The organism is Pantoea sp. E2023-21 (genome assembly GCF_051302795.1).
In the GTDB taxonomy this organism is placed as follows: Bacteria; Pseudomonadota; Gammaproteobacteria; order Enterobacterales; family Enterobacteriaceae; genus Pantoea; species Pantoea ludwigii_A.
Map to the genome: position 1 here is coordinate 3,014,275 of NZ_CP195344.1, position 19,303 is coordinate 3,033,577.

The following is a 19,303-nucleotide window of genomic DNA, read 5'->3' on the forward strand; positions in this document are numbered from 1 at the left end:
AAATCAGTTTTCGTTCTGTTCCGCGCGTGCGGCCTGACGGGCGGCACGCCAGTTTAACAACGGTGTTACCGTGATGCCGTGCAACACAATGCTGCACACCACTAAGGTTAACGCCATATCCACCATCTGTTCCGCTTCGGGTCCACGCATGCCGTGCACCCATGCATAGGCAATATAATTGATACTGCCGATGCCGCGAATACCTAACCAGCCAATCAGCAACCGTCGCATCAGCGGAATATCGCAGCGCCAGGTGGTGATCCACACCGCCAGCGGACGCACCACCACGAACAGTAGCAGCGCCAGTCCGATGCCGGTGAGATTCCAGTGCTGCGCCAGCGTAATGCCGAGCACGACCATCATGCCCGCCGCCAGCAAACGCTCGATAGTATCACCAAAGGAGAGCGCATCACCGATCACCAACCCCACCGATTTCACCATGCCGCTGCTACCCTGCGCCATCCGCTGACCGGTATTTACGCGGGCTTCGGCCGGTAAGAAACGCTCCTCTTCAGACATCTCATCTTGCGGATAGTGCTTCACCACGCGCAATTCCGCGCGGCGTAAGCCAACACCTGCGGCAAAGGTGGCAAGGAAGCCGGAAGCATCAACCGCCTGCGCGGCCGCATAGCTCAGCGCAATCAGGGCCAGAGCAAACAGATCGTTGGGGGCCACATCCTGATTGGCGGTGCGTAAATGCGTTGCCAGTTGACCAATCAGCCAGCCCAACGCGAAGCCGATTCCCAGTCCGCCGCCAATCGCCCACAGCGCATCTTTGGCAAACCATTCACCGAATGAAGCCATATTCAGCGCATTCGGCTGCAGCATTAACATCGCCAGCATCAACAGCGGCAGTGCCGAACCGTCGTTCATGCCTGCTTCGCTGGAGAGCGCCACGCGCAGGGCGTCGTCATCACGCGCATCATTCACAGAAATCAGGCTGGCGAGCACCGGATCGGTCGGCGCGACAATGGCACCAAACGCCAGCGACAGCGCCCAGTCAAAGCCGGTAATCCAATGCACCAGCACCGTCATACTGCCAACGGTCAGCAGCATCGCCGGAAAAGCCAACCTAACGCCAAGCCGCCACGCATGCGCATTAAGCGGCAATCGCAACTTGAGTCCGGTAATGAACAGCGAGGCGGCCATGGTGATTTCAGTGATATGCGCGGCGAGATTAGCGTGACCGATGATATCGACTTGCAGCAAATTGAGCATCCACGGGCCACACAAGATGCCCGCAAACAGGTAGAGACCAAATGAGGTCACTGGCCCGCGGTGAATCCAACCGGAAGCCAGTGACATAAGAAGTAGCAGACCGCCGGTCGCAGCGGTCCAGGCCAGGAAGTTCATAACGCTCCGTTTTTAAATAATATTCTTCCCTTAAGCCTGGCACATGTTACGCGGTTAGTTTTTCAGATGACGGCTCGCCAGACGAATCATCAGGGCAAGCGCAGCGGCTACCGTCGAAAGTGCCACCACGCCGGTCCAGCCAAAATGCGCTAACGCCATGCTTCCCAGCGCCGCACCGGTCGCCATGCCGATGAAAACAACAGTAAACATCAAGGCGTTAAGACGGCTGCGCGCGTCCGGCGCCAGGCTGTAGACCAGCGTCTGATGCGCCACCAGCGTGGCCTGCACACCCAAATCAAAACCGATGGTGCTGATGATAATCAGACCAAGCTGAGCCGGCATCGGCAGCAGCGGCAGCAGGAACATCAACGCGAACGACACCATCACCAGCGTGGCACCGTACTGCGTGACACGTGCGGGACCAATGCGATCCGCCACGCTGCCGGCTAACGGTGCGGCCAATGCGCCCGCGGCACCGGCCAGGCCGAATGCACCGGCAACGGCGCTGTCGAGATGGAACTTGTCGCTGAGCATCAGCGCCAGTGTTGACCAGAAGGCGCTAAAGCCCACTGACAATAAACCTTGCGCCAGCGCGGCGCGGCGCAAGGTTTGATGGTGCTGCCACAGATGCGCCAGCGACAGCAGCAGACGTGGATAGCTCACCGAGGTGCCCGGCGTAAAGCGCGGCAGCACGCGCCACAGCGCCAGGCTTATCAGCAACACCGCCACTGCCGCAATCATGTACATGGTGCGCCAGCCGAAATACTCCGCGACCACGCCGCTTACCACGCGTGACAGTAAAATCCCCACCAGTAATCCTGTCATCACCGTGCCGACGATTTTGCCGCGACTGCGCTCCGGTGCTAACGCTGCCGACGCCGGTACGATGTCCTGCGCCACGGTGGCGGTTAAGCCGGTAACGAAGCTGGCGATCAGCAAGGCGTTCAATCCGCCCGAAAAGCCACACAGCAGCAGCGCGGCAACCAGCATCAAGCCTTTAATCAGGATAATGGTGCGCCGATCGTGGCGGTCACCCAGCGGGGCCAGCAGCAGAATGCCGAGCGCATAACCGGCTTGTGTCAGCATCGGCACCATACCGACACTGCCAATCCCGACGTTAAATTGTTTGCTGATGATATCCAGCATCGGCTGGCTGTAGTAAATCGATGCCACGCTGAGTCCGGCACCGGCCGCGAGTGTAAACACCAGCGGCGCGGGCAGTCTTTCTGCTGGCATGGCTGAAGATGAGATGGCTGACATTGTGGATTCCCCCGTGAAAGTGCGCTTATTAAAGCGCGTCGCCGCCATACGCGGTAGACTGCTCAAACACAGAACTGTTATGCGCGGTGCGTATGAACAACACTTCCAGCCTTGATCGCATCGAACTGATGCAGACGTTTATCCGCATCGTGGAGAGCGGATCGCTGTCTGCCGCAGCAACCCAGCTTGGCACCACGCAGCCCACCATCAGCCGTCGCCTGCAAGCGCTTGAGCAGCGGCTCGGTCTCAAACTGATTCTGCGTACCACGCACGCGCTGAAACTCACCGACGATGGCGAGCGCTGTTATGCGCAGGCACGTCAGCTGGTGGCGACCTGGCACGCACTGGAAGATGAGTTGACCGGCGCCAGCGACGATCCGATTGGCACTCTGCGCGTGCGGGCGCCGCATGCGTTTGGTCAGGATCAGCTGATTGAACCGCTGATTGATTATCTGCATCGCTATCCGCGCTTAACCGTGGAGTGGACGCTGAATGACCGCACACCGGACTTCATCAGCGAAAACATTGACTGCGCGATTCAGGTGGGTGCTCCCAGCGATGCATCGATCGTGGCGGTGCTGCTGGCGGAAGTGCCGCGCTTTGTGGTGGCTGCGCCGTCGCTGCTGGCGTCGCATCCTCCGGTCGAAGAGGTCTCGCAGCTGACGAATTTGCCGTGGCTGGCGCTGACCAGTTTTTATCGTAACGAAATCGCTTTGCAGCGCATTAGCGATGGTCAGCCAGTGAATCTGGCGATTGCCCCACGTCTTGCCAGCGATAGCTTGTACGCGGTGCGCAAAGCCGCCGTGGGTGGCATGGGCGCGGCTGTGGTGTCGTCATGGGTGGTGCAGGAGGATTTGGCGAACGGAGATTTGATTCAGTTAATGCCGGAGTGGCAAGCGCCGCCGCTGCCGGTGTGGCTGACCTATCCGTGGGCCAGCTATTATCCGGCGCGCTTACGCCAGTTTTTCGCCATGATACGGGAAGTGATGCCGCAACTGGCAGGAACGCAGCCAGCAACGTCAGCGAGGAAATGAAAAGGTCGCCATAAATGGCGACATCATGGTTCGTGCATTCATTGATTCGGTCGCCATAAATGGCGACCCTACGGGATGATTTGTAGGGTCGCCATTTATGGCGACCTGGATTCATCACATCTTCGCCGCGCTCTTATCCGCCTTCGACATATTATCCAGCCAGCCCATCACAAAAGCCGACAGCACAAACGTCAGGTGGATAATCACGTACCACATTAACTTTTCGTTTTCGATGTTGCGGGCGTCCATAAAGATGCGCAGCAGGTGAATCGACGAAATCGCCACAATTGATGCCGCCACTTTGTTTTTCAACGAGCCGGAGTCCATTTTACCGAGCCAGCTCAGCTTCTCTCTGTGCTCATCAATATCCAGCTTGGAAACAAAGTTCTCATAACCCGAGAGCATCACCATCACCAGCAAACCGCCGACCAGTGTCATATCCACCAGCGACAGCAGCAGCAGAATCAAATCGTTCTCCGCGATGCTGAAGACATGCGGCAGCAGGTGAAAAATTTCCTGGAAGAATTTGATAGTCAGCGCCAGCAGGCCCAACGAAAGTCCCATGTAAACCGGAGCCAGCAGCCAGCGCGATGAATACATCAGGTTTTCGATAAAACGTTCCATAAGTTCCCATTAATCAACAGACAAGTGGGCGAGTATAACCGAACTTATGTGAAGTTATTTCAGCCCTTCTTCAGAAATTTCAGGCGCTGCGGGTAGCGGTAATGACAAACGAAACACCGCGCCGCCTTCCGGCCGATTCTCCGCCCAGATGCGCCCGCGATGGGATTCAATAATGGTTTTACCGATCGCCAGTCCCAATCCCACGCCCGGCACCGCCGACTCTTTATCGCCGCGTGCAAACTTGTCAAAAATGCGCGTGAGATTGTCGGGCGCGATGCCGGGCCCGCTGTCCCACACCGCAATCTCCAGCCGATCGCGATCGCGCCAGGCACGAATACCGTGCTGCGCTGCATTGCCCGCGTATTTCAGGCTGTTTTCAATCAGATTGGTAAACACGCGCTCCAGCATGGCGCTGTCGCCTTTGATCAGCACCATCTCTGGCAAATCGAGAATAAAATCATGGCCTTTCAACAACGGGCCCATGCTGCTTAGCGCGCCGCCGATCACCTCATCCAGCGCCACCCACTCTTCACGCAAATTGAGTCCGCCAGATTGAATGCGCGCCATATCCAGCATGTTACTCACCAGCCGGATGGTGCTCAGCGTCTGTTCGCGAATCTGATTGGCCTGCCCGACATACTTCGACTCTTCGCTGGCGAGATCGAGCATCAGCATCTCCGCCTGACCAAACAGCACCGTTAACGGCGTGCGCAGGTCGTGCGACAGCGCCGACAGCAGCGCATTGCGCAGCTGCTCACGTTCGGCGGCCAGCCGCGATGCCGCTTCACTGTGCGACAGCGCCATACGTTCCAGCGCATTGGCAATCAATACGGTGAAGGTTTCCAGTAAACGCTGCTGCTCGGGAATCATCAGTTGGCGCAAGTTTTCCGGTTCCACCACCAGTAAACCGCGACAGTGATGGCCACTTTTTAGCGGCAGAATCTGGTACGGCACCGCCGGCAAAGTATCGGTGCCCGCGCCCGCCGGTTGGCCTTTACTGAAACTCCACTTGGCGATGGCGAGATCCGGCGGCGTGCCAATCGCGGTATCGCCCACGGTTTGCAGCTCGCCCTGCTCATCCGGCAGCAGCAGCAAACTGCGCGCCTGCAGGGTGACATCGATGATGCGCTGGCTGGTGGTGGCGATATCCTGCGGCGTCAGGTCGCTGCCGAGCGCTTTCGCCATCTCATACAGATGCCGCGCGCGCTGTTCACGATAGCGCGCCACTTTGGCTTGATAGCGCACGCCCGCAGTGAGATTCCCGACTATCACGCCCACCGCCAGCATCACCGCGAAGGTCACCAGATACTGCAAATCCGATACCGCCACGGTGCCGGTCGGCGCGACAAAAAACAGGTCGAAAGCAATGATGTTGATCACCGTGGCGAACACCGACGGCCAGCGACCATAGCGCAGCGCCACCAGCACCACCGCCAGCAGATAAATCATCACGCTGTTAGCAGGATCAAACGCTACCAGCAGCCAGCGGCCCACCGTCGTGACCAAAATACACAGCAGCAGCGCCATCAAACAGCCGCGTAAGTACAGCCGCCATTTTTCGCTGCTGCCGCGTTGGCCGCTGAGCGGATGCGGCGCATCGCGCACCGGTTCGTCCAGCGCAACCACCAACAAATCGAGATCCGGCCCGAGTTCGCCGAGACGCTGGGCAAAACTGTCGCGCCGCCAGCGCCGCTGGGGCTGGCGACCGGTAACGATTTTGCCGAGATTGTGCTCACGCGCATAGCGCAGCACCGCGCGCGCTTCATCGGGATCGGAGAGCGTGGCGGTTTCAGCACCGAGTTCCTGCGCCAGCTGCAGCGTGCGCAAAATGGCGCGCCGCCGCGCTTCCGGTAGCCGATTAAGGCGCGGCGTTTCCACGTACACCGCGTGCCATGCGCTGCCGAGCCGAGCCGCCAGCCGCGCGGCGGTGCGCACCAGCTTTTCACTGCCGGTATCGTCGCCGATGCACAGCAGAATGGCATCACGCGTGTGCCAGACCTTTTCTTTGCCTTGCCGATCGCGCCAGGCGCGCATCTGGTCGTCCACGCGATCGGCGGTGCGGCGCAGCGCCAGTTCACGCAGCGCGAACAGATTGCCCTTGCGGAAGAAGTTTTCGATGGCGCGTTCGGCGCGGTCGCCGACGTAGACTTTGCCCTCTTTTAGCCGCTGACGCAGATCGTCTGGCGGCAGATCCACCAGTACCACTTCGTCGGCGCTATCGAAGAACGGATCGGGCACGGTTTCGCGCACCTGAATACCGGTGACGCCGCCCACCACATCATTCAGGCTCTCCAGATGCTGGACGTTGACGGTGGTAATGACGTCGATGCCCGCCTCGAGCAACTCTTCAATATCCTGCCAGCGCTTGGGATGGCGTGAACCCTGCACGTTGGTGTGCGCCAGTTCATCCATCAGGATCACCGCTGGATGGCGCGCCAGCGCCGCATCGAGATCGAATTCGGCATGGCGCGAACGCCCGGTGGCGCGACGCGGCAACAGCGCCAGGCCGTGGAGCAGCGCGGCGGTCTCTTCGCGGTCGTGGGTTTCCACCACGCCAGCGAGTACATCAAGGCCGTGCGCGCGCAGCCGTTGCGCCTCCTGCAACATGGCGAAGGTTTTCCCCACGCCCGCACAGGCACCGAAGTAGATTTTCAGCTTACCGCGATGGCTGTCGCTGTGGTTCAGCAGCAGTGCATCGGGATCGGGGCGAGACATGTCGTCGTTCATCGATCGTCCATTGTAAAAACCGCGCGATAAATCGCGCCGCTACAAGTACGTGCACATACCGTAGCGGCGCAATTTATTGCGCGATATGTTTATCCTTGCAAATCATCCAGCGCCAGATTCAGACGCAATACATTTACCGTCTCTTCGCCGACAAACGGTAGCAGCGGGCGTTCGGTGTGGCGCGCAATCAGCGCCTCAACATCACCGAGCTTCATGTTGCGCGCGGCGGCGATACGCGGTGCCTGCCACAACGCGGCTTCTGGCGAAATGTCCGGGTCTAATCCGCTCGCCGACGCGGTCACCAACTCCACCGGCACCGCTTTAGGCGCTTGCGGATTGGCCGCGCGCAGTGCGGCAACACGTTCCGCCACCGCTTTATCCAGTGCCGGATTGCTGCCCGCCAGGTTGCTGCCGCTGGAGGCCTGCGCATTATAAGGCGCATCACCGGTAGCGGAAGGTCGGCCCCAAAAGTGTCCTGGCTGGCTGAATGCCTGGCCGATCTGTTCAGAGCCGCGCACCGCGCCATTCTGTTCAATCAGCGAACCGTTCGCCTGTGACGGGAACCACCACTGCGCCAGACCCGTCGTCAGCAGCGGATAGACCGCGCCGGTGAGTAGCGTAAGCAGTATTAACAATACAATAGCCGGACGTAACTGACTCATTTCTCTTCTCCTCAAGCCAAGCCAAGCAGCGTCAGCAGCAGGTCGATGGCTTTAATCCCAATAAACGGCACCACCAATCCGCCCGCGCCATAAATCCACAGGTTGCGACGGAGCAATGCCGCGGCACTCAGCGGACGATAACTGACGCCTTTCAGCGCCAGCGGAATCAGGAACACAATCACCAGCGCGTTAAAAATCACCGCCGACAGAATTGCCGAATTCGGCGAATGCAGCCCCATCACGTTGAGCATGTTGAGCTGCGGATAGGTAGCGGCAAACGCAGCCGGAATAATGGCGAAATACTTCGCCACGTCGTTGGCGATACTGAAGGTGGTGAGCGAACCGCGCGTCATCAGCATCTGTTTACCGATGTGGACCACTTCCAACAGCTTGGTCGGATTCGAGTCGAGATCGACCATGTTACCGGCCTCTTTCGCCGCCTGCGTCCCGGAGTTCATCGCCACCGCGACATCAGCCTGCGCCAGCGCTGGCGCATCGTTGGTGCCGTCGCCGGTCATCGCCACTAAGCGCCCTTCCGCCTGATACTGACGAATCAGCGCCAGCTTGGCTTCCGGCGTAGCTTCCGACAGGAAATCATCAACGCCCGCTTCCGCCGCAATGGCCGCGGCGGTTAACGGGTTATCGCCGGTAATCATCACCGTTTTGATGCCCATCTTGCGCAGCTCAGCAAAACGCTCTTTGATGCCGCCTTTAACGATATCTTTCAGCGCCACCACGCCCAACACCTGCGCGCCTTCGGCCACCACCAGCGGCGTGCCGCCGGCGCGCGCCACCTCTTCAACGGCGGCATTCACTTCCGTTGGGAAACGGCCCTGATTGGCTTCAATGTGGCGACGCACCGCATCGACCGCGCCTTTGCGGATCAGCCGATCCTGCACATTGACGCCGCTCATACGCGTTTGCGCAGAGAAAGGAATAAAACTTGCGCCCATGCTGCTCAGATCGCGTTCGCGCAGGTTAAATTTCTGCTTCGCCAGCACCACGATGCTGCGCCCTTCCGGCGTCTCATCAGCCAGCGACGCCAGCTGCGCCGCATCCGCCAGTTGCTGTTCGCTGACGCCCGGCGCGGGCAGGAACTGCGTCGCCTGACGGTTACCGAGCGTGATGGTGCCGGTTTTATCCAGCATCAGCACATCGACGTCGCCCGCCGCTTCCACCGCGCGGCCGCTGGTGGCAATGACGTTGGCGCCCAGCATGCGGCTCATGCCTGCCACACCGATGGCCGATAGCAGGCCGCCGATGGTGGTTGGAATCAGGCATACCAACAGCGCCACCAGTACCGTGATGCTGACCGGCGAGCCGCCGTAGGCCGAAAACGGCCACAACGTGGCGGTTGCCAGCAGGAACACAATCGTCAGCGACACCAGCAGAATGGTCAGCGCCACTTCGTTCGGCGTTTTACGGCGTTTCGCGCCTTCAACCATCGCAATCATGCGGTCGAGGAAGGTTTCGCCCGGATTGACGCTGCACTGAATCACCAGCCAGTCGGACAGAATGCGCGTGCCGCCGGTTACCGAGGAGAAATCCCCGCCGGATTCACGAATCACCGGTGCAGATTCACCGGTGATCGCGCTCTCATCCACCGATGCGCCGCCCTCCAGCACTTCGCCGTCGCACGGGATGATGTCACCGGCTTCCACCAGCACCACATCGCCTTTACGCAGCGTATCGGCGGCAACGTTGTGCCACGCTGCGCCGTAGCGCGCTTCGGCCAGTTTTTTCGCATCGCTGGTTTTGCTGATGCCTTTCAGGCTGTTGGCCTGCGCCTTGCTGCGCCCTTCTGCCAGCGCTTCGGCGAAGTTAGCAAACAGCACGGTAAACCATAGCCAGATGGCGACGCCGCCGGTAAAGCCCGCATTGCCACTGAGTGATCCGATGGCCATGCCAACCGCCAATACCGAGGTCAGTACGCTGCCGATCCACACCAAAAACATCACCGGGTTGCGGAACTGCACGCGCGGATCGAGTTTTTTCAGCGCATCCAGCATGGCAACGCGAGTGAGCGCCGCATCAAACAGCGCCAGTTGTTGACGACTCATGATTCCGTTATCCCTGAATTAATTGCAGATGTTCCGCGACCGGGCCCAGTGCCAGCGCGGGGATGAACGTCAATGCGCCCACCAGCAAGACGGTGCCAATCAGCAGCGCGATAAACAGCGGACCGTGTGTTGGCAGCGTGCCGTTGCCCACCGGCTGAATTTTCTTCGCCGCCAGCGAACCGGCAATCGCCAGCACCGGAATGATGATGCCGAAGCGCCCCACCAACATGCATAAGCCCAGCAGCAGGTTCCAGAACGGCGTGTTGGCGCTCAGTCCGGCAAAGGCGCTGCCGTTGTTGTTGGCCGCCGATGACACCGCATACAGCACTTCGCTAAAGCCGTGAATGCCCGGATTGGCCATGCCGGCGCGTCCGGCGTCGGTCATCATCGCCAGCGCAGTACCCAGCAGCACCAGCGTCGGCGTCACCAGAATCGCCAGCGCGGTCATCTTCATCTCCCACACGTCGATCTTTTTGCCCATGTACTCAGGTGTGCGACCGATCATCAACCCGGCGATAAACACGCCGAGCAGCACGAACAGCAGCATGCCGTACAGGCCTGCACCGACGCCGCCAAACACCACTTCACCCAGCTGCATCAACCACATCGGCACCATGCCGCCAAGCGCGGTGAAGGAATCATGCATGGCGTTAACCGCACCGCACGATGCAGCGGTAGTGATAACCGCAAACAGGCTGGAGTTAAGGATGCCGAAGCGCGTCTCCTTGCCTTCCATGTTGATGGCGCTGTCCGCACCGAGCGCGAGGAAGTGCGGATTACCGCGCAGTTCGGCCCACATCACGGTAATGACCGCCAGCACGAACATGATGGTCATTGCCCACAGCAGCATGTGGCCCTGACGACGATCGCCCAGATGCTGACCAAAGGTGAAACAGAGCGCCGCCGGAATCAGGAAGATGCTCAGCATCTGCACGAAATTGGTCAGCGCCGTCGGGTTTTCGAACGGATGCGCGGAGTTGACGTTGAAGAAACCGCCGCCGTTAGTGCCGAGCATTTTGATCGCTTCCTGCGACGCCACCGGGCCGAGCGGCAACGTCTGCTGCGCACCTTCCAGCGTGGTGAGCGCATGGTAAGGTTCGAAGGTTTGAATGCTGCCCTGACTCACGAAGAACAGCGCGACAACCACGCTGATTGGCAGCAGCACGTAAACGGTAATGCGCGTCAGGTCACGCCACGCATTGCCGAGCGTGGCCAGTGAACGGTTGGCGAAGCCACGAATCAGCGCAAACGCCACCGCGATGCCGGTCGCCGCCGACAGGAAGTTCTGCACCGTGAGGCCCGCCATCTGACTGAAATAGCTCAGCGTGCTTTCGCCAGCGTAGGATTGCCAGTTGGTGTTGGTGACGAAGCTGATGGCGGTATTGAGCGCCAAATCCCAGTTCAGATTCGGTAAGTGTTGTGGGTTGAGCGGCAGCGCGGCCTGCGACATCAAGATCAGCAGCAGCAAAATAAAACCGAGCGCGTTAAACAGCAGGATCGCCAGCAGATAATGCGGCCAGCGCATCGCTGCCCCGTCAGCACCGGCCAGTCGCCATAATACGCGTTCCGTGCGCGGCAGCAGCGGCTTGTCGGCCACAAACAGGGCGAGGTAACGTCCCAGCGGTTGGGCCAGCACCATCAGCGCCAGCAGGAACACCGCAATCAGCAAGAATGCATTCGCAGCCATCAGAACGCCTCCGCATTAAGCAGGGCATAAATCAGGTAGCCCAGAAGAATAAACACCAGCACAATGCCAGCTATCACGCCCACGCTCACAGCAACCTCCAGAGGATTTGGTAGTGCTGCAAGCATGCGCGGCGCGGTATAAAGAAGAGGTAAAAAGGCAGGAAGCTGGCGTAAAGAAAGTATAAAAATGGTGAAGAATTAGGCGCTTTCTAACGCCCAGATACGATTCAAATCGATGTTCTGCCACAATCCGCTGTCTTCCGCGCCGGTAATGCTATCGGTACAAAAGCTATCGCCGAGATCGAGCACTTCCGGTTTTACTTCACGCTGGCCGTGCAGCGACCAAAATACGTGAACTTTAGGCTTCAACAGCGATTTTTCACCCGCCTGCACCACCAGCGCCACGCGGCCAGATGCCAGTCGCACCAGCGATCCGACCGGATAGATGCCGATGGTACGCACGAAGGCGTGCAGCAAGGTGTTATCGAAATGCCCACGCCAGCTCAGCATGTTGTGCATCGCTTCGGCGGGTGTCCAGCCTTTGCGATAAGGGCGATTTGACGTGACGGCATCATAGACGTCGCACACCGATGCCATGCGCGCATAGAGCGAAATTTCATCGCCTTTCAGACCATGCGGATAGCCGTTGCCGTCATATTTCTCATGGTGATGCAGCGCGATATCCAGCAGATCTTCACCGGCGTTCGCTTCCATCAGTATCTGTGCGCCCACAATCGGATGCTGACGCATCACAGTGAACTCTTCATCGCTGAGCTTGCCGGGTTTGTTAAGAATCTCCAGCGGTACCGCCGCTTTACCCACATCGTGCAGCAAACCGCCCATACCAACGCGCCGCAGCTGATGTTCATCGAGGCCCATTTTTTTGCCGAGCGAGATCATCAAGCCACACACCGCCATCGAGTGCAGATAAGTGTAATCGTCGTGATTTTTCAGCCGCGCCACGCTCAGCAGCGCCGTAGGTTCACGCGTGATCGAACCGGCAATTTGATCGACCAGATCAAGAGTGTAATCGAGGTCGAGGCCCTGCCCCATGCGCGCCTCGTTAAACATCGCCAGCACTTGCGTTTTCCCCTGATTGAAGATGCTTTGTGCCTGATCCATCTCCAGGAAAAAGGGGGTTTTCGGCATATCTTTTTTCGGCGCAGGCGCAGCAGGTGCCTGAACCGATTTGTCGAGATCGATCCATAACTGCAGGATCCCCTCAGCGTGGATCATCGCGATCTGGCGTTTATCAGTGATCAGCATTTGGTTGCGAATGCGCTTATCCTTTACCCACCAAACCTCCAGTTTGTGGATAAACATGCCCTGCCGCAATTCGTCAACGTTAATCAGCTTTATCACGATATCGCTCCTTAATATCAGTGGATGGTAAGGAGGTATCGGCAGCTGAGCAAAAAACCTTCAGAGTGGATTTGTGCGATTGGTGAGGATTGCGAAATGGGTGCGCATAAATGCGCACCCTACGACAGTGCGGGCTTTCCTATGGGGTTGTAGGGTCGCCATTCATGGCGACCTGGCTTGAGACATCCTGCTCCTCGCCAACACGCTCTATCGGCCCCATCACCAGCAGGAACAACAGTGCGGCGACCACGCAGTGCGCACCGACAAACACTAACCCGATGCTGTAGCTGCCGGTTAAGCCGACGATGATGCCGAACAGCAGCGGCGTGATAAAACCGGCCATATTGCCGATGCCATTGAAGATTGCGCCCGCCAGGCCAACAGCTTCTTTCGGCGCAGTATCGCTGACAATGGTCCAGGTTCCAGCACCCGCCGCCACGCCCTTACCAAAGAAAGCGAACGACATAATGGCGATAATGCCGACATTGCTGGGAATGATCGCCGCCAGAATCAACGACGCCGCCATCAGCATGCCGACGATGTACGGCGCTTTACGCGCCCAGGAAAGACTCCAGCCATTCGCCAACAGCTTATCGGAGATATAACCGCCGCTGATACCGCCAAGAAAGCCGAATAGTGCCGGTGCGATGGTGGCAAAACCGGCATCCATAATGTTCATACCGCGCGCCTGCACCAGATAAATCGGGAACCAGGTGATGAAGAAATAGCTCAGCGCGATGGTGCAGTATTGGCCGATATAGGCGCACCACAGCATGCGGTTGCTGAGCAGCTTTTTGAACATCGCTTTGCTCAACGGCGGACGCGCTTTCAACGTTTGCGCCGAATCGATATCCACCAGCGCACCGCCCTGCTCGATATAGCGCAGCTCCGCGTCCGATACCTGCGGATGGTGGCGCGGGCTGCGCATAAAGCCCATCCACACAAATACCGCCAGCACGCCAATGCCGCCCAGCACAAAGAACGGCCATTCCCAGCCGAAACGCGACACCAGCCAGCCTGACAGCGGTGAGAAGATGGCGACGGCAAAATATTGCGCCGAGGCGAAGAGTGAAGAGGCGCGGCCGCGCTCGGCGCTCGGGAACCACATGATTACCGCGCGCGCATTGGCGGGAAAACTCGGCGCCTCAATCAGCCCCAGCGCGAAGCGCAGCGCAAACATCAGCGTCAGCGCCATGGTTATGCCGCTGGAGAACTCGCCGACAAAGCCCATTAGCAAGGTGGAGATCGACCACAGCGCCAGCGTCACGCCATACACTTTTTTGGTACCGAAGCGATCGAGAAACAGTCCGCCGGGGATCTGGCCGATCACATAGGCCCAGCTAAATGCTGACAGGATCAGGCCAAGCTGGATCGCCGATAGCCCGAACTCATCTTTGATCGCCGATCCCGAGATCGACAGGATCGAACGGTCGGCATACGCCACCACGGAAAGAAACAGGATCAAGCCTAAGATCCCTACGCGTACGTGGCTGTTCTGTGGGCGATGTTTGGCTTTTTGCATGGGCTGATTCCTCAAATGAAGCGCGAGATGTCTTGCAGGAATACCGCTTTATTTCCATTGATTAGCAACTATAGGAAGCAGCTTCAGGCGCGGTCATTGTGCGATTGGAGGAATCGGCGAAGCGAAATAGCAATAGATTTGGTAACTGGCACAACTCGAGGTGCGGCGCCGCACAGAACACTAAATATCAGCGTGCGTTTGCACTGCAGTGTGCGCCAACTCTAAGAAAATCCTTCACAGCGCAACTATGAGCGCGCGAACAGAAAGCCCACCCGCGAGCAAAGTGTGCGCTTAGCAGCAAAATCCATCCTTGCTGATTGTCAGCCGCATGGCGGGCTCGTAGGCTAAAAATGATTTCATTGATCCATTTTAAATATCAATGAAACGTTCATTCTAATAATCAGCTTACTCTGGAGTCTGCGATGAAAACCTTCAAGGCGATGGTGTTGCTCGGCCTGCTCTCAACCTCAGCCTCAGCACTGGCGGAAAAAATTGGCGTCTCGATGGCCTATTTCGATCAAAATTTCCTCACCATTATTCGCCAGTCGATTGATAAAGAAGCCAAAGCGCGCGGACTCGACATTCAGTTTGAAGATGCACGCGGTGACGTTGGACGTCAGACCGATCAGGTGCAAAGTTTTATCGGTGCGGGCGTGGATGCCATCATCGTTGATCCGGTCGATTCTGCCAGCACGCCGCAGCTGACCAAGCTGGCGCAGCAGGCCAAAATTCCGTTGGTGTATGTGAATCGCACGCCGGGCGATAAATCGCTGCCGGCCGGCGTGGTGTTTGTTGGCTCCGACGAGCGTGAATCCGGCACCTTGCAGATGGAAGCATTAGCGAAAATGGCTAACTTCAAAGGCAACGTGGCGATCATGATTGGGAACCTGACCGATGCCGGTGCGCTGCAACGCACTAAAGACGTTGAGCAGGTGGTGGCGAAATATCCCGGCATGCAAGTGGTACAGAAACAGCCCGCCAATTACGCGCGCAACGAAGGCATGGATTTAATGAATAACTGGCTGGGCAACGATGAAGCGATTGATATCGTGGCGGCTAACAACGATGAGATGGCGATTGGTGCGGCAATGGCGCTGGCTAAAAGCAATAAAAAGGTGCTGATTGGCGGCATTGATGCCACGCCAGACGGCCTGAAAGCGCTGTCGCAGGACAAAATTCAGGTCACGGTGTTCCAGGATGCGGTTGGCCAGGGCAAGACATCGGTAGATGTGGCGCAGAAGCTGATCAAAGGCGAGAAAGTCGACTCACACGTGTGGATCCCGTTCGAGCTGGTGACCAAAGAGAATATGCAGAAGTACGTTGAAAAGAGTCAATGACAGGTTAACTTCGCGCGATAAATCGCGCCGCTACGAATGCGTGCAATGACTCTGTAGCGGCGCAATTTATTGCGCAAAATCATTCAGTTTTTAGCTGCGCCATCTGCACGATATCGTGATATTCGCCGTCGCGCAGGCACGCCTTACGCTTCACGCCTTCGCGCTCGAAGCCCAGCTTTTGATACAGGCGCAGCGCGCGTTCGTTATCGTGGAACACTTCCAGCTCAATGCGCATAATGCCGAGCCAGTTAAAGGCGTAATCCATCGCGTTACGGATCAGCTTTTCACCAATGCCGCGCCCGCCAAAGGCCGGATCGACGCTGATACCAAAACTGATGCTGTGGCGCGTACGCGGGCGCTGCTCAACAAACAACGTCAGTTCACCGACCATCGCGCCCTCGATTTCCGCCACAAAGCCGATATAACCCAGCTCATCCATCTTCTCGAATTTTTTCTGCCAGGTGGCCACGCTGGGGCACGGCAGCTGCGTGGTCCAGCGATAAACCTCAGGATGGCTATAAAGGCGTTGGTAGGCGGCGGCATCGCCCGGTTCGCGACCGCGAATGTGTAAATCCATGTCGGTAATCCCTTTTCACTTGCACTAAGCTGTTAACTCTCACCAATTTGGGAAGAGTGACTCTATGTTGTATCGCCGTTTTGAACGTTTTATCAATATTTTCCAGGATGCGCCAACCGATTCACCGCCCGCTAGCGTCTGGCCCTTCTACTTCTATTATCTGCGTCAGGTGTGGCCAAGCTTTGTCGCGCTGCTGATTGTCGGTCTGGCGCAGGCGCTGATCGAAGTGGCACTGTTCAGCTATCTCAGCCGTATCATCGATCTGGTGAATCACTCCACGCCCGCCACGCTGTTCAGCGATAACTGGCCGACGCTACTGTGGATGGGATTTGTGGCGATGATTCTGCGGCCCATTGTGATTGCCGCACACGATATGCTGGTGCATCAAAGCATTAACCCCAGTATGACCAGCATGATCCGCTGGCAGCATCATAACTACGTGCTGCGTCAAAGCCTGAACTTCTTCCAGAACGATTTTGCCGGGCGCATCGCCCAGCGCATTATGCAAACCGGTAACTCACTGCGTGATTCAGCGGTGCAGCTGGTGGATGCCATCTGGCACGTGGTGATTTATGCGGTAACCTCGCTGGTACTGTTCGCCGAAGCCGACTGGCGCTTAATGATTCCGCTGGTGATTTGGCTGGTGGCTTATAGCGTGTCGCTGAGTTTCTTTGTACCGCGCGTCAAACAGCGGTCGGTGGTGTCATCGGAAGCGCGCTCCAAACTGATGGGTACCATCGTCGATGGCTACACCAACATCGCCACCATCAAACTGTTCTCCCATAACGATCTGGAAAAACGTTACGCGCGTGAAGCGATTCAGGAGCAAACCGATAAAACCCAGCACGCCAGCCGCATGGTGACGACGATGGATATCACGCTCTCCACGCTGAATGGTCTGCTGATTGTCAGCACCTCGGCGCTGGCGCTGTGGTTGTGGAGTCAGTCGCTGATCAGCGTCGGGGCGATTGCGCTGGCGACCGGTTTGGTAATCCGTCTGGTCAATATGTCCGGCTGGATCATGTGGGTGGTGAACGGCATCTTTGAGAACATCGGCATGGTACAGGATGGCCTGAACACCATTGCGCAGCCGTTGAGCGTACAGGATGAGCCGAATGCGAAGAAGATGCAGGTGACCCATGGCCAGATCCGCTTTGAAGATGTGCGTTTTGATTACGGCGGCAGCCGCCAGGTCATTAATCGCCTCAATCTCAACATCAAGCCGGGGGAGAAAATCGGCTTGATTGGCCCTTCCGGCGCCGGTAAGTCCACCTTAGTGAATCTGCTGCTGCGACTGTATGACATCAACAGTGGCCGCATTGTGATCGACGATCACAACATCGCCGAAGTGACGCAAGAGAGTCTGCGCGGGCAGATCGGCATGATCACGCAGGACACATCGCTGCTGCACCGCTCAATTCGCGAAAACCTGCTGTATGGTCGTCCAGACGCGACGGAAGAGGAGTTGCAGACGGCGATTATCCGCGCGCGCGCCGACGAGTTTATTCCGCTGCTCTCCGATCCGCAGGGCCGCACCGGTTTGGATGCGCACGTTGGCGAGCGCGGCGTGAAGCTGTCGGGCGGTCAACGTCAGCGTATTGCCATCGCGCGGGTGCTGCTGAAAGATGCGCCGATTCTGATCATGGATGAAGCCACTTCCGCGCTGGATTCCGAGGTGGAAGCGGCGATTCAGGAGAGCCTGGAAACGCTGATGCAGGGCAAAACGGTGATTGCCATCGCGCACCGTCTTTCTACCATCGCCAAAATGGATCGTCTGGTGGTGCTGGAAAAAGGGCAGATTGTCGAGATGGGCAACCACCGCGAACTGCTGGCGCACGGCGGCTTGTACGCGCGCCTGTGGCAGCATCAGACCGGCGGTTTTGTCGGCGCGGATTAATCACCGCGTCGATACGGCAGGGCGTCGCGCGCTTCAATGGCCCAGGCGCGCACGCCCTCTCGTTCCTGCAGCAGAAAATCTGCCACCGCATCGCGTAAACCGGGGTGACACAAATAGTGCCACGAGTGCGTGATGTGCGGCTCAAAGCCGCGCACCAGCTTGTGTTCGCCCTGCGCGCCGGCATCAAAACGCTGCAAACCCTCCGCAATGGCAAAATCCATGCCCTGATAGAAGCAGGTTTCAAAATGCAGACGATCAAACTCCGCCAGACAGCCCCAATAACGACCATACAGCGTGTCGCCATCCACTAAGCAGAACGCCATCGCTGCCGGTTGCCCCTGTAGCGTGGAGATCACCACGCGAATCGAACGCGGCATGCGCGCGGCCAACAGGCTAAAGAAGTGGCGCGTCAGATACGGTCGCTGACCGCGCACTGCATAGGTATTGGCGTAACAGGTGTAAACGAAATCCCACTGATCTTCGCGCAGCTCATCGCCGCGATACCAGGTGAATTCAAAGCCGCTGCTCATCACCTGTTCACGCTCTTTGCGCAGCTGTTTGCGTTTGCGCGACATCAGCGTATCGAGGAAATCCTGGAAATCGCGGTAGCCTTTGTTGTGCCAGTGATACTGCAAACCAAGGCGTTCCAGCCATTCCGGCTGCTGCTGCATAATGTGGTTAGCGAACGGCGTGGTGAAGTTGATGTGCGCGCCGCTGAGGCCGTGCTCGAAAAGATTATCTGGCAGCGCGCTGAGCAGTTTCAGCACGGCCGGCTCATCGCCCAGCAAACGCGCGCCGGTCACCGGACTGAACGGAATCGCGCCCAGCCATTTCGGATAATAAGGAATGCCCGCCCGTTGGCAGGCATCCGCCCACGCGTGGTCAAACACATATTCCCCGCGCGAGTGGCGTTTACGATAGCCCGGCAGCGCCGCGCACACGGTGCCGTTTTCACGCCACAGCAGGTGATCGGGCTGCCAGCCGTTTTCAGGCCGCACGCTGCCGCTCTCTTCAAGTGACAAGAGAAAAGCGTGGCGTAAAAACGGTTGATCGTCAGGTAACAGCGCATCCCATTCGGCGGCGGCAATCTCCGCCAGCGACGACAGATGAAGCAAAGACATTCACGGCTCCCGGCCAGGTGAAAGCAAAAGTCTAGTTCAACAGGTTTTCCCGCGCGGGAAAAGGTGCAGCGCACTGAATGC

15 protein-coding genes are annotated in these 19,303 nt (G+C 58.0%); 3 read left to right on the forward strand and 12 right to left on the reverse strand.

Annotated features, from left to right (window positions below):
* Positions 1–3: 3 nt before the first annotated feature.
* A complete protein-coding gene (locus ACRQ84_RS14210) occupies positions 4–1,353 on the reverse strand; it encodes a cation:proton antiporter (RefSeq protein ID WP_064741288.1) in 1,350 nt (449 codons plus the stop codon).
* Positions 1,354–1,407: 54 nt separating this feature from the next.
* Positions 1,408–2,613 carry an MFS transporter gene (locus ACRQ84_RS14215; RefSeq protein WP_483816394.1) on the reverse strand — a complete coding sequence of 402 codons (1,206 nt, stop codon included), beginning with the start codon at positions 2,611–2,613 and terminating at the stop codon, positions 1,408–1,410.
* A 92-nt stretch (positions 2,614–2,705) separates the two neighbouring features.
* Between ACRQ84_RS14215 and ACRQ84_RS14220 the strand changes: the two genes are divergently transcribed.
* Positions 2,706–3,647 (forward strand): LysR family transcriptional regulator, encoded by a 942-nt coding sequence (locus ACRQ84_RS14220; protein ID WP_483816395.1) that lies wholly within the window; start codon positions 2,706–2,708, stop codon positions 3,645–3,647.
* A 114-nt stretch (positions 3,648–3,761) separates the two neighbouring features.
* On the opposite strand, the gene ACRQ84_RS14225 is transcribed toward ACRQ84_RS14220, so the two are convergent.
* The 8 genes from ACRQ84_RS14225 to ACRQ84_RS14260 form a co-directional block, all read right to left on the reverse strand.
* A complete protein-coding gene (locus ACRQ84_RS14225) occupies positions 3,762–4,271 on the reverse strand; it encodes a TIGR00645 family protein (RefSeq protein ID WP_064741291.1) in 510 nt (169 codons plus the stop codon).
* Positions 4,272–4,325: 54 nt separating this feature from the next.
* Positions 4,326–6,998: a two-component system sensor histidine kinase KdpD gene (gene kdpD, locus ACRQ84_RS14230; RefSeq protein WP_483816396.1), complete on the reverse strand. Its 2,673-nt coding sequence runs from the start codon at positions 6,996–6,998 to the stop codon at positions 4,326–4,328.
* A gap of 89 nt (positions 6,999–7,087) precedes the next feature.
* Positions 7,088–7,660: a potassium-transporting ATPase subunit KdpC gene (gene kdpC / locus ACRQ84_RS14235; protein ID WP_483816397.1), complete on the reverse strand. Its 573-nt coding sequence runs from the start codon at positions 7,658–7,660 to the stop codon at positions 7,088–7,090.
* 11 nt (positions 7,661–7,671) lie between these two features.
* A complete protein-coding gene (gene kdpB / locus ACRQ84_RS14240) occupies positions 7,672–9,720 on the reverse strand; it encodes a potassium-transporting ATPase subunit KdpB (RefSeq protein ID WP_483816398.1) in 2,049 nt (682 codons plus the stop codon).
* Positions 9,721–9,727: 7 nt separating this feature from the next.
* On the reverse strand, positions 9,728–11,407 hold the full coding sequence (gene kdpA, locus ACRQ84_RS14245; RefSeq protein WP_483816399.1) for a potassium-transporting ATPase subunit KdpA: 1,680 nt from the start codon (positions 11,405–11,407) through the stop codon (positions 9,728–9,730).
* The gene (gene kdpF / locus ACRQ84_RS14250; RefSeq protein ID WP_100701897.1) at positions 11,407–11,496 is read right to left on the reverse strand and encodes a K(+)-transporting ATPase subunit F; all 90 of its coding nucleotides are present in this window, start codon (positions 11,494–11,496) and stop codon (positions 11,407–11,409) included. The genes kdpA and kdpF overlap by 1 nt, the downstream gene beginning before the upstream one ends.
* A gap of 108 nt (positions 11,497–11,604) precedes the next feature.
* A complete protein-coding gene (locus tag ACRQ84_RS14255) occupies positions 11,605–12,768 on the reverse strand; it encodes an HD-GYP domain-containing protein (RefSeq protein WP_064741296.1) in 1,164 nt (387 codons plus the stop codon).
* A 139-nt stretch (positions 12,769–12,907) separates the two neighbouring features.
* Positions 12,908–14,290 (reverse strand): MFS transporter, encoded by a 1,383-nt coding sequence (locus ACRQ84_RS14260; protein ID WP_483816400.1) that lies wholly within the window; start codon positions 14,288–14,290, stop codon positions 12,908–12,910.
* 422 nt (positions 14,291–14,712) lie between these two features.
* Here ACRQ84_RS14260 and ACRQ84_RS14265 point away from each other — a divergent pair, with 422 nt between their 5' ends.
* The gene (locus ACRQ84_RS14265) at positions 14,713–15,627 is read left to right on the forward strand and encodes a sugar ABC transporter substrate-binding protein (RefSeq protein ID WP_483816401.1); all 915 of its coding nucleotides are present in this window, start codon (positions 14,713–14,715) and stop codon (positions 15,625–15,627) included.
* Between the two features lie 79 nt (positions 15,628–15,706).
* Here the strand turns inward: ACRQ84_RS14265 and ACRQ84_RS14270 are convergent, their stop codons facing one another.
* Positions 15,707–16,204, reverse strand: a complete 498-nt coding sequence (locus tag ACRQ84_RS14270) for a GNAT family N-acetyltransferase (RefSeq protein ID WP_064741299.1) — start codon at positions 16,202–16,204, stop codon at positions 15,707–15,709.
* Positions 16,205–16,268: 64 nt separating this feature from the next.
* On the opposite strand from ACRQ84_RS14270, the gene ACRQ84_RS14275 reads away from it, so the two are divergent.
* A complete protein-coding gene (locus tag ACRQ84_RS14275; RefSeq protein ID WP_064741300.1) occupies positions 16,269–18,101 on the forward strand; it encodes an ABC transporter ATP-binding protein in 1,833 nt (610 codons plus the stop codon).
* Here the strand turns inward: ACRQ84_RS14275 and ACRQ84_RS14280 are convergent.
* On the reverse strand, positions 18,098–19,222 hold the full coding sequence (locus tag ACRQ84_RS14280; protein WP_483816402.1) for a GNAT family N-acetyltransferase: 1,125 nt from the start codon (positions 19,220–19,222) through the stop codon (positions 18,098–18,100). The genes ACRQ84_RS14275 and ACRQ84_RS14280 overlap by 4 nt on opposite strands.
* Between the last annotated feature and the right edge of the window lie 81 nt (positions 19,223–19,303).

Excerpts from the sequence above, each read along its gene's own strand:
- ACRQ84_RS14210 (WP_064741288.1), bottom strand. The coding sequence starts at position 1,353 with ATGAACTTCCTGGCCTGGACCGCTGCGACCGGCGGTCTGCTACTTCTT.
- ACRQ84_RS14215 (WP_483816394.1), bottom strand. The coding sequence starts at position 2,613 with ATGTCAGCCATCTCATCTTCAGCCATGCCAGCAGAAAGACTGCCCGCG.
- ACRQ84_RS14220 (WP_483816395.1), top strand. The coding sequence starts at position 2,706 with ATGAACAACACTTCCAGCCTTGATCGCATCGAACTGATGCAGACGTTT.
- ACRQ84_RS14225 (WP_064741291.1), bottom strand. The coding sequence starts at position 4,271 with ATGGAACGTTTTATCGAAAACCTGATGTATTCATCGCGCTGGCTGCTG.
- kdpD (WP_483816396.1), bottom strand. The coding sequence starts at position 6,998 with ATGAACGACGACATGTCTCGCCCCGATCCCGATGCACTGCTGCTGAAC.
- kdpC (WP_483816397.1), bottom strand. The coding sequence starts at position 7,660 with ATGAGTCAGTTACGTCCGGCTATTGTATTGTTAATACTGCTTACGCTA.
- kdpB (WP_483816398.1), bottom strand. The coding sequence starts at position 9,720 with ATGAGTCGTCAACAACTGGCGCTGTTTGATGCGGCGCTCACTCGCGTT.
- kdpA (WP_483816399.1), bottom strand. The coding sequence starts at position 11,407 with ATGGCTGCGAATGCATTCTTGCTGATTGCGGTGTTCCTGCTGGCGCTG.
- ACRQ84_RS14260 (WP_483816400.1), bottom strand. The coding sequence starts at position 14,290 with ATGCAAAAAGCCAAACATCGCCCACAGAACAGCCACGTACGCGTAGGG.
- ACRQ84_RS14265 (WP_483816401.1), top strand. The coding sequence starts at position 14,713 with ATGAAAACCTTCAAGGCGATGGTGTTGCTCGGCCTGCTCTCAACCTCA.
- ACRQ84_RS14270 (WP_064741299.1), bottom strand. The coding sequence starts at position 16,204 with ATGGATTTACACATTCGCGGTCGCGAACCGGGCGATGCCGCCGCCTAC.
- ACRQ84_RS14275 (WP_064741300.1), top strand. The coding sequence starts at position 16,269 with ATGTTGTATCGCCGTTTTGAACGTTTTATCAATATTTTCCAGGATGCG.
- ACRQ84_RS14280 (WP_483816402.1), bottom strand. The coding sequence starts at position 19,222 with ATGTCTTTGCTTCATCTGTCGTCGCTGGCGGAGATTGCCGCCGCCGAA.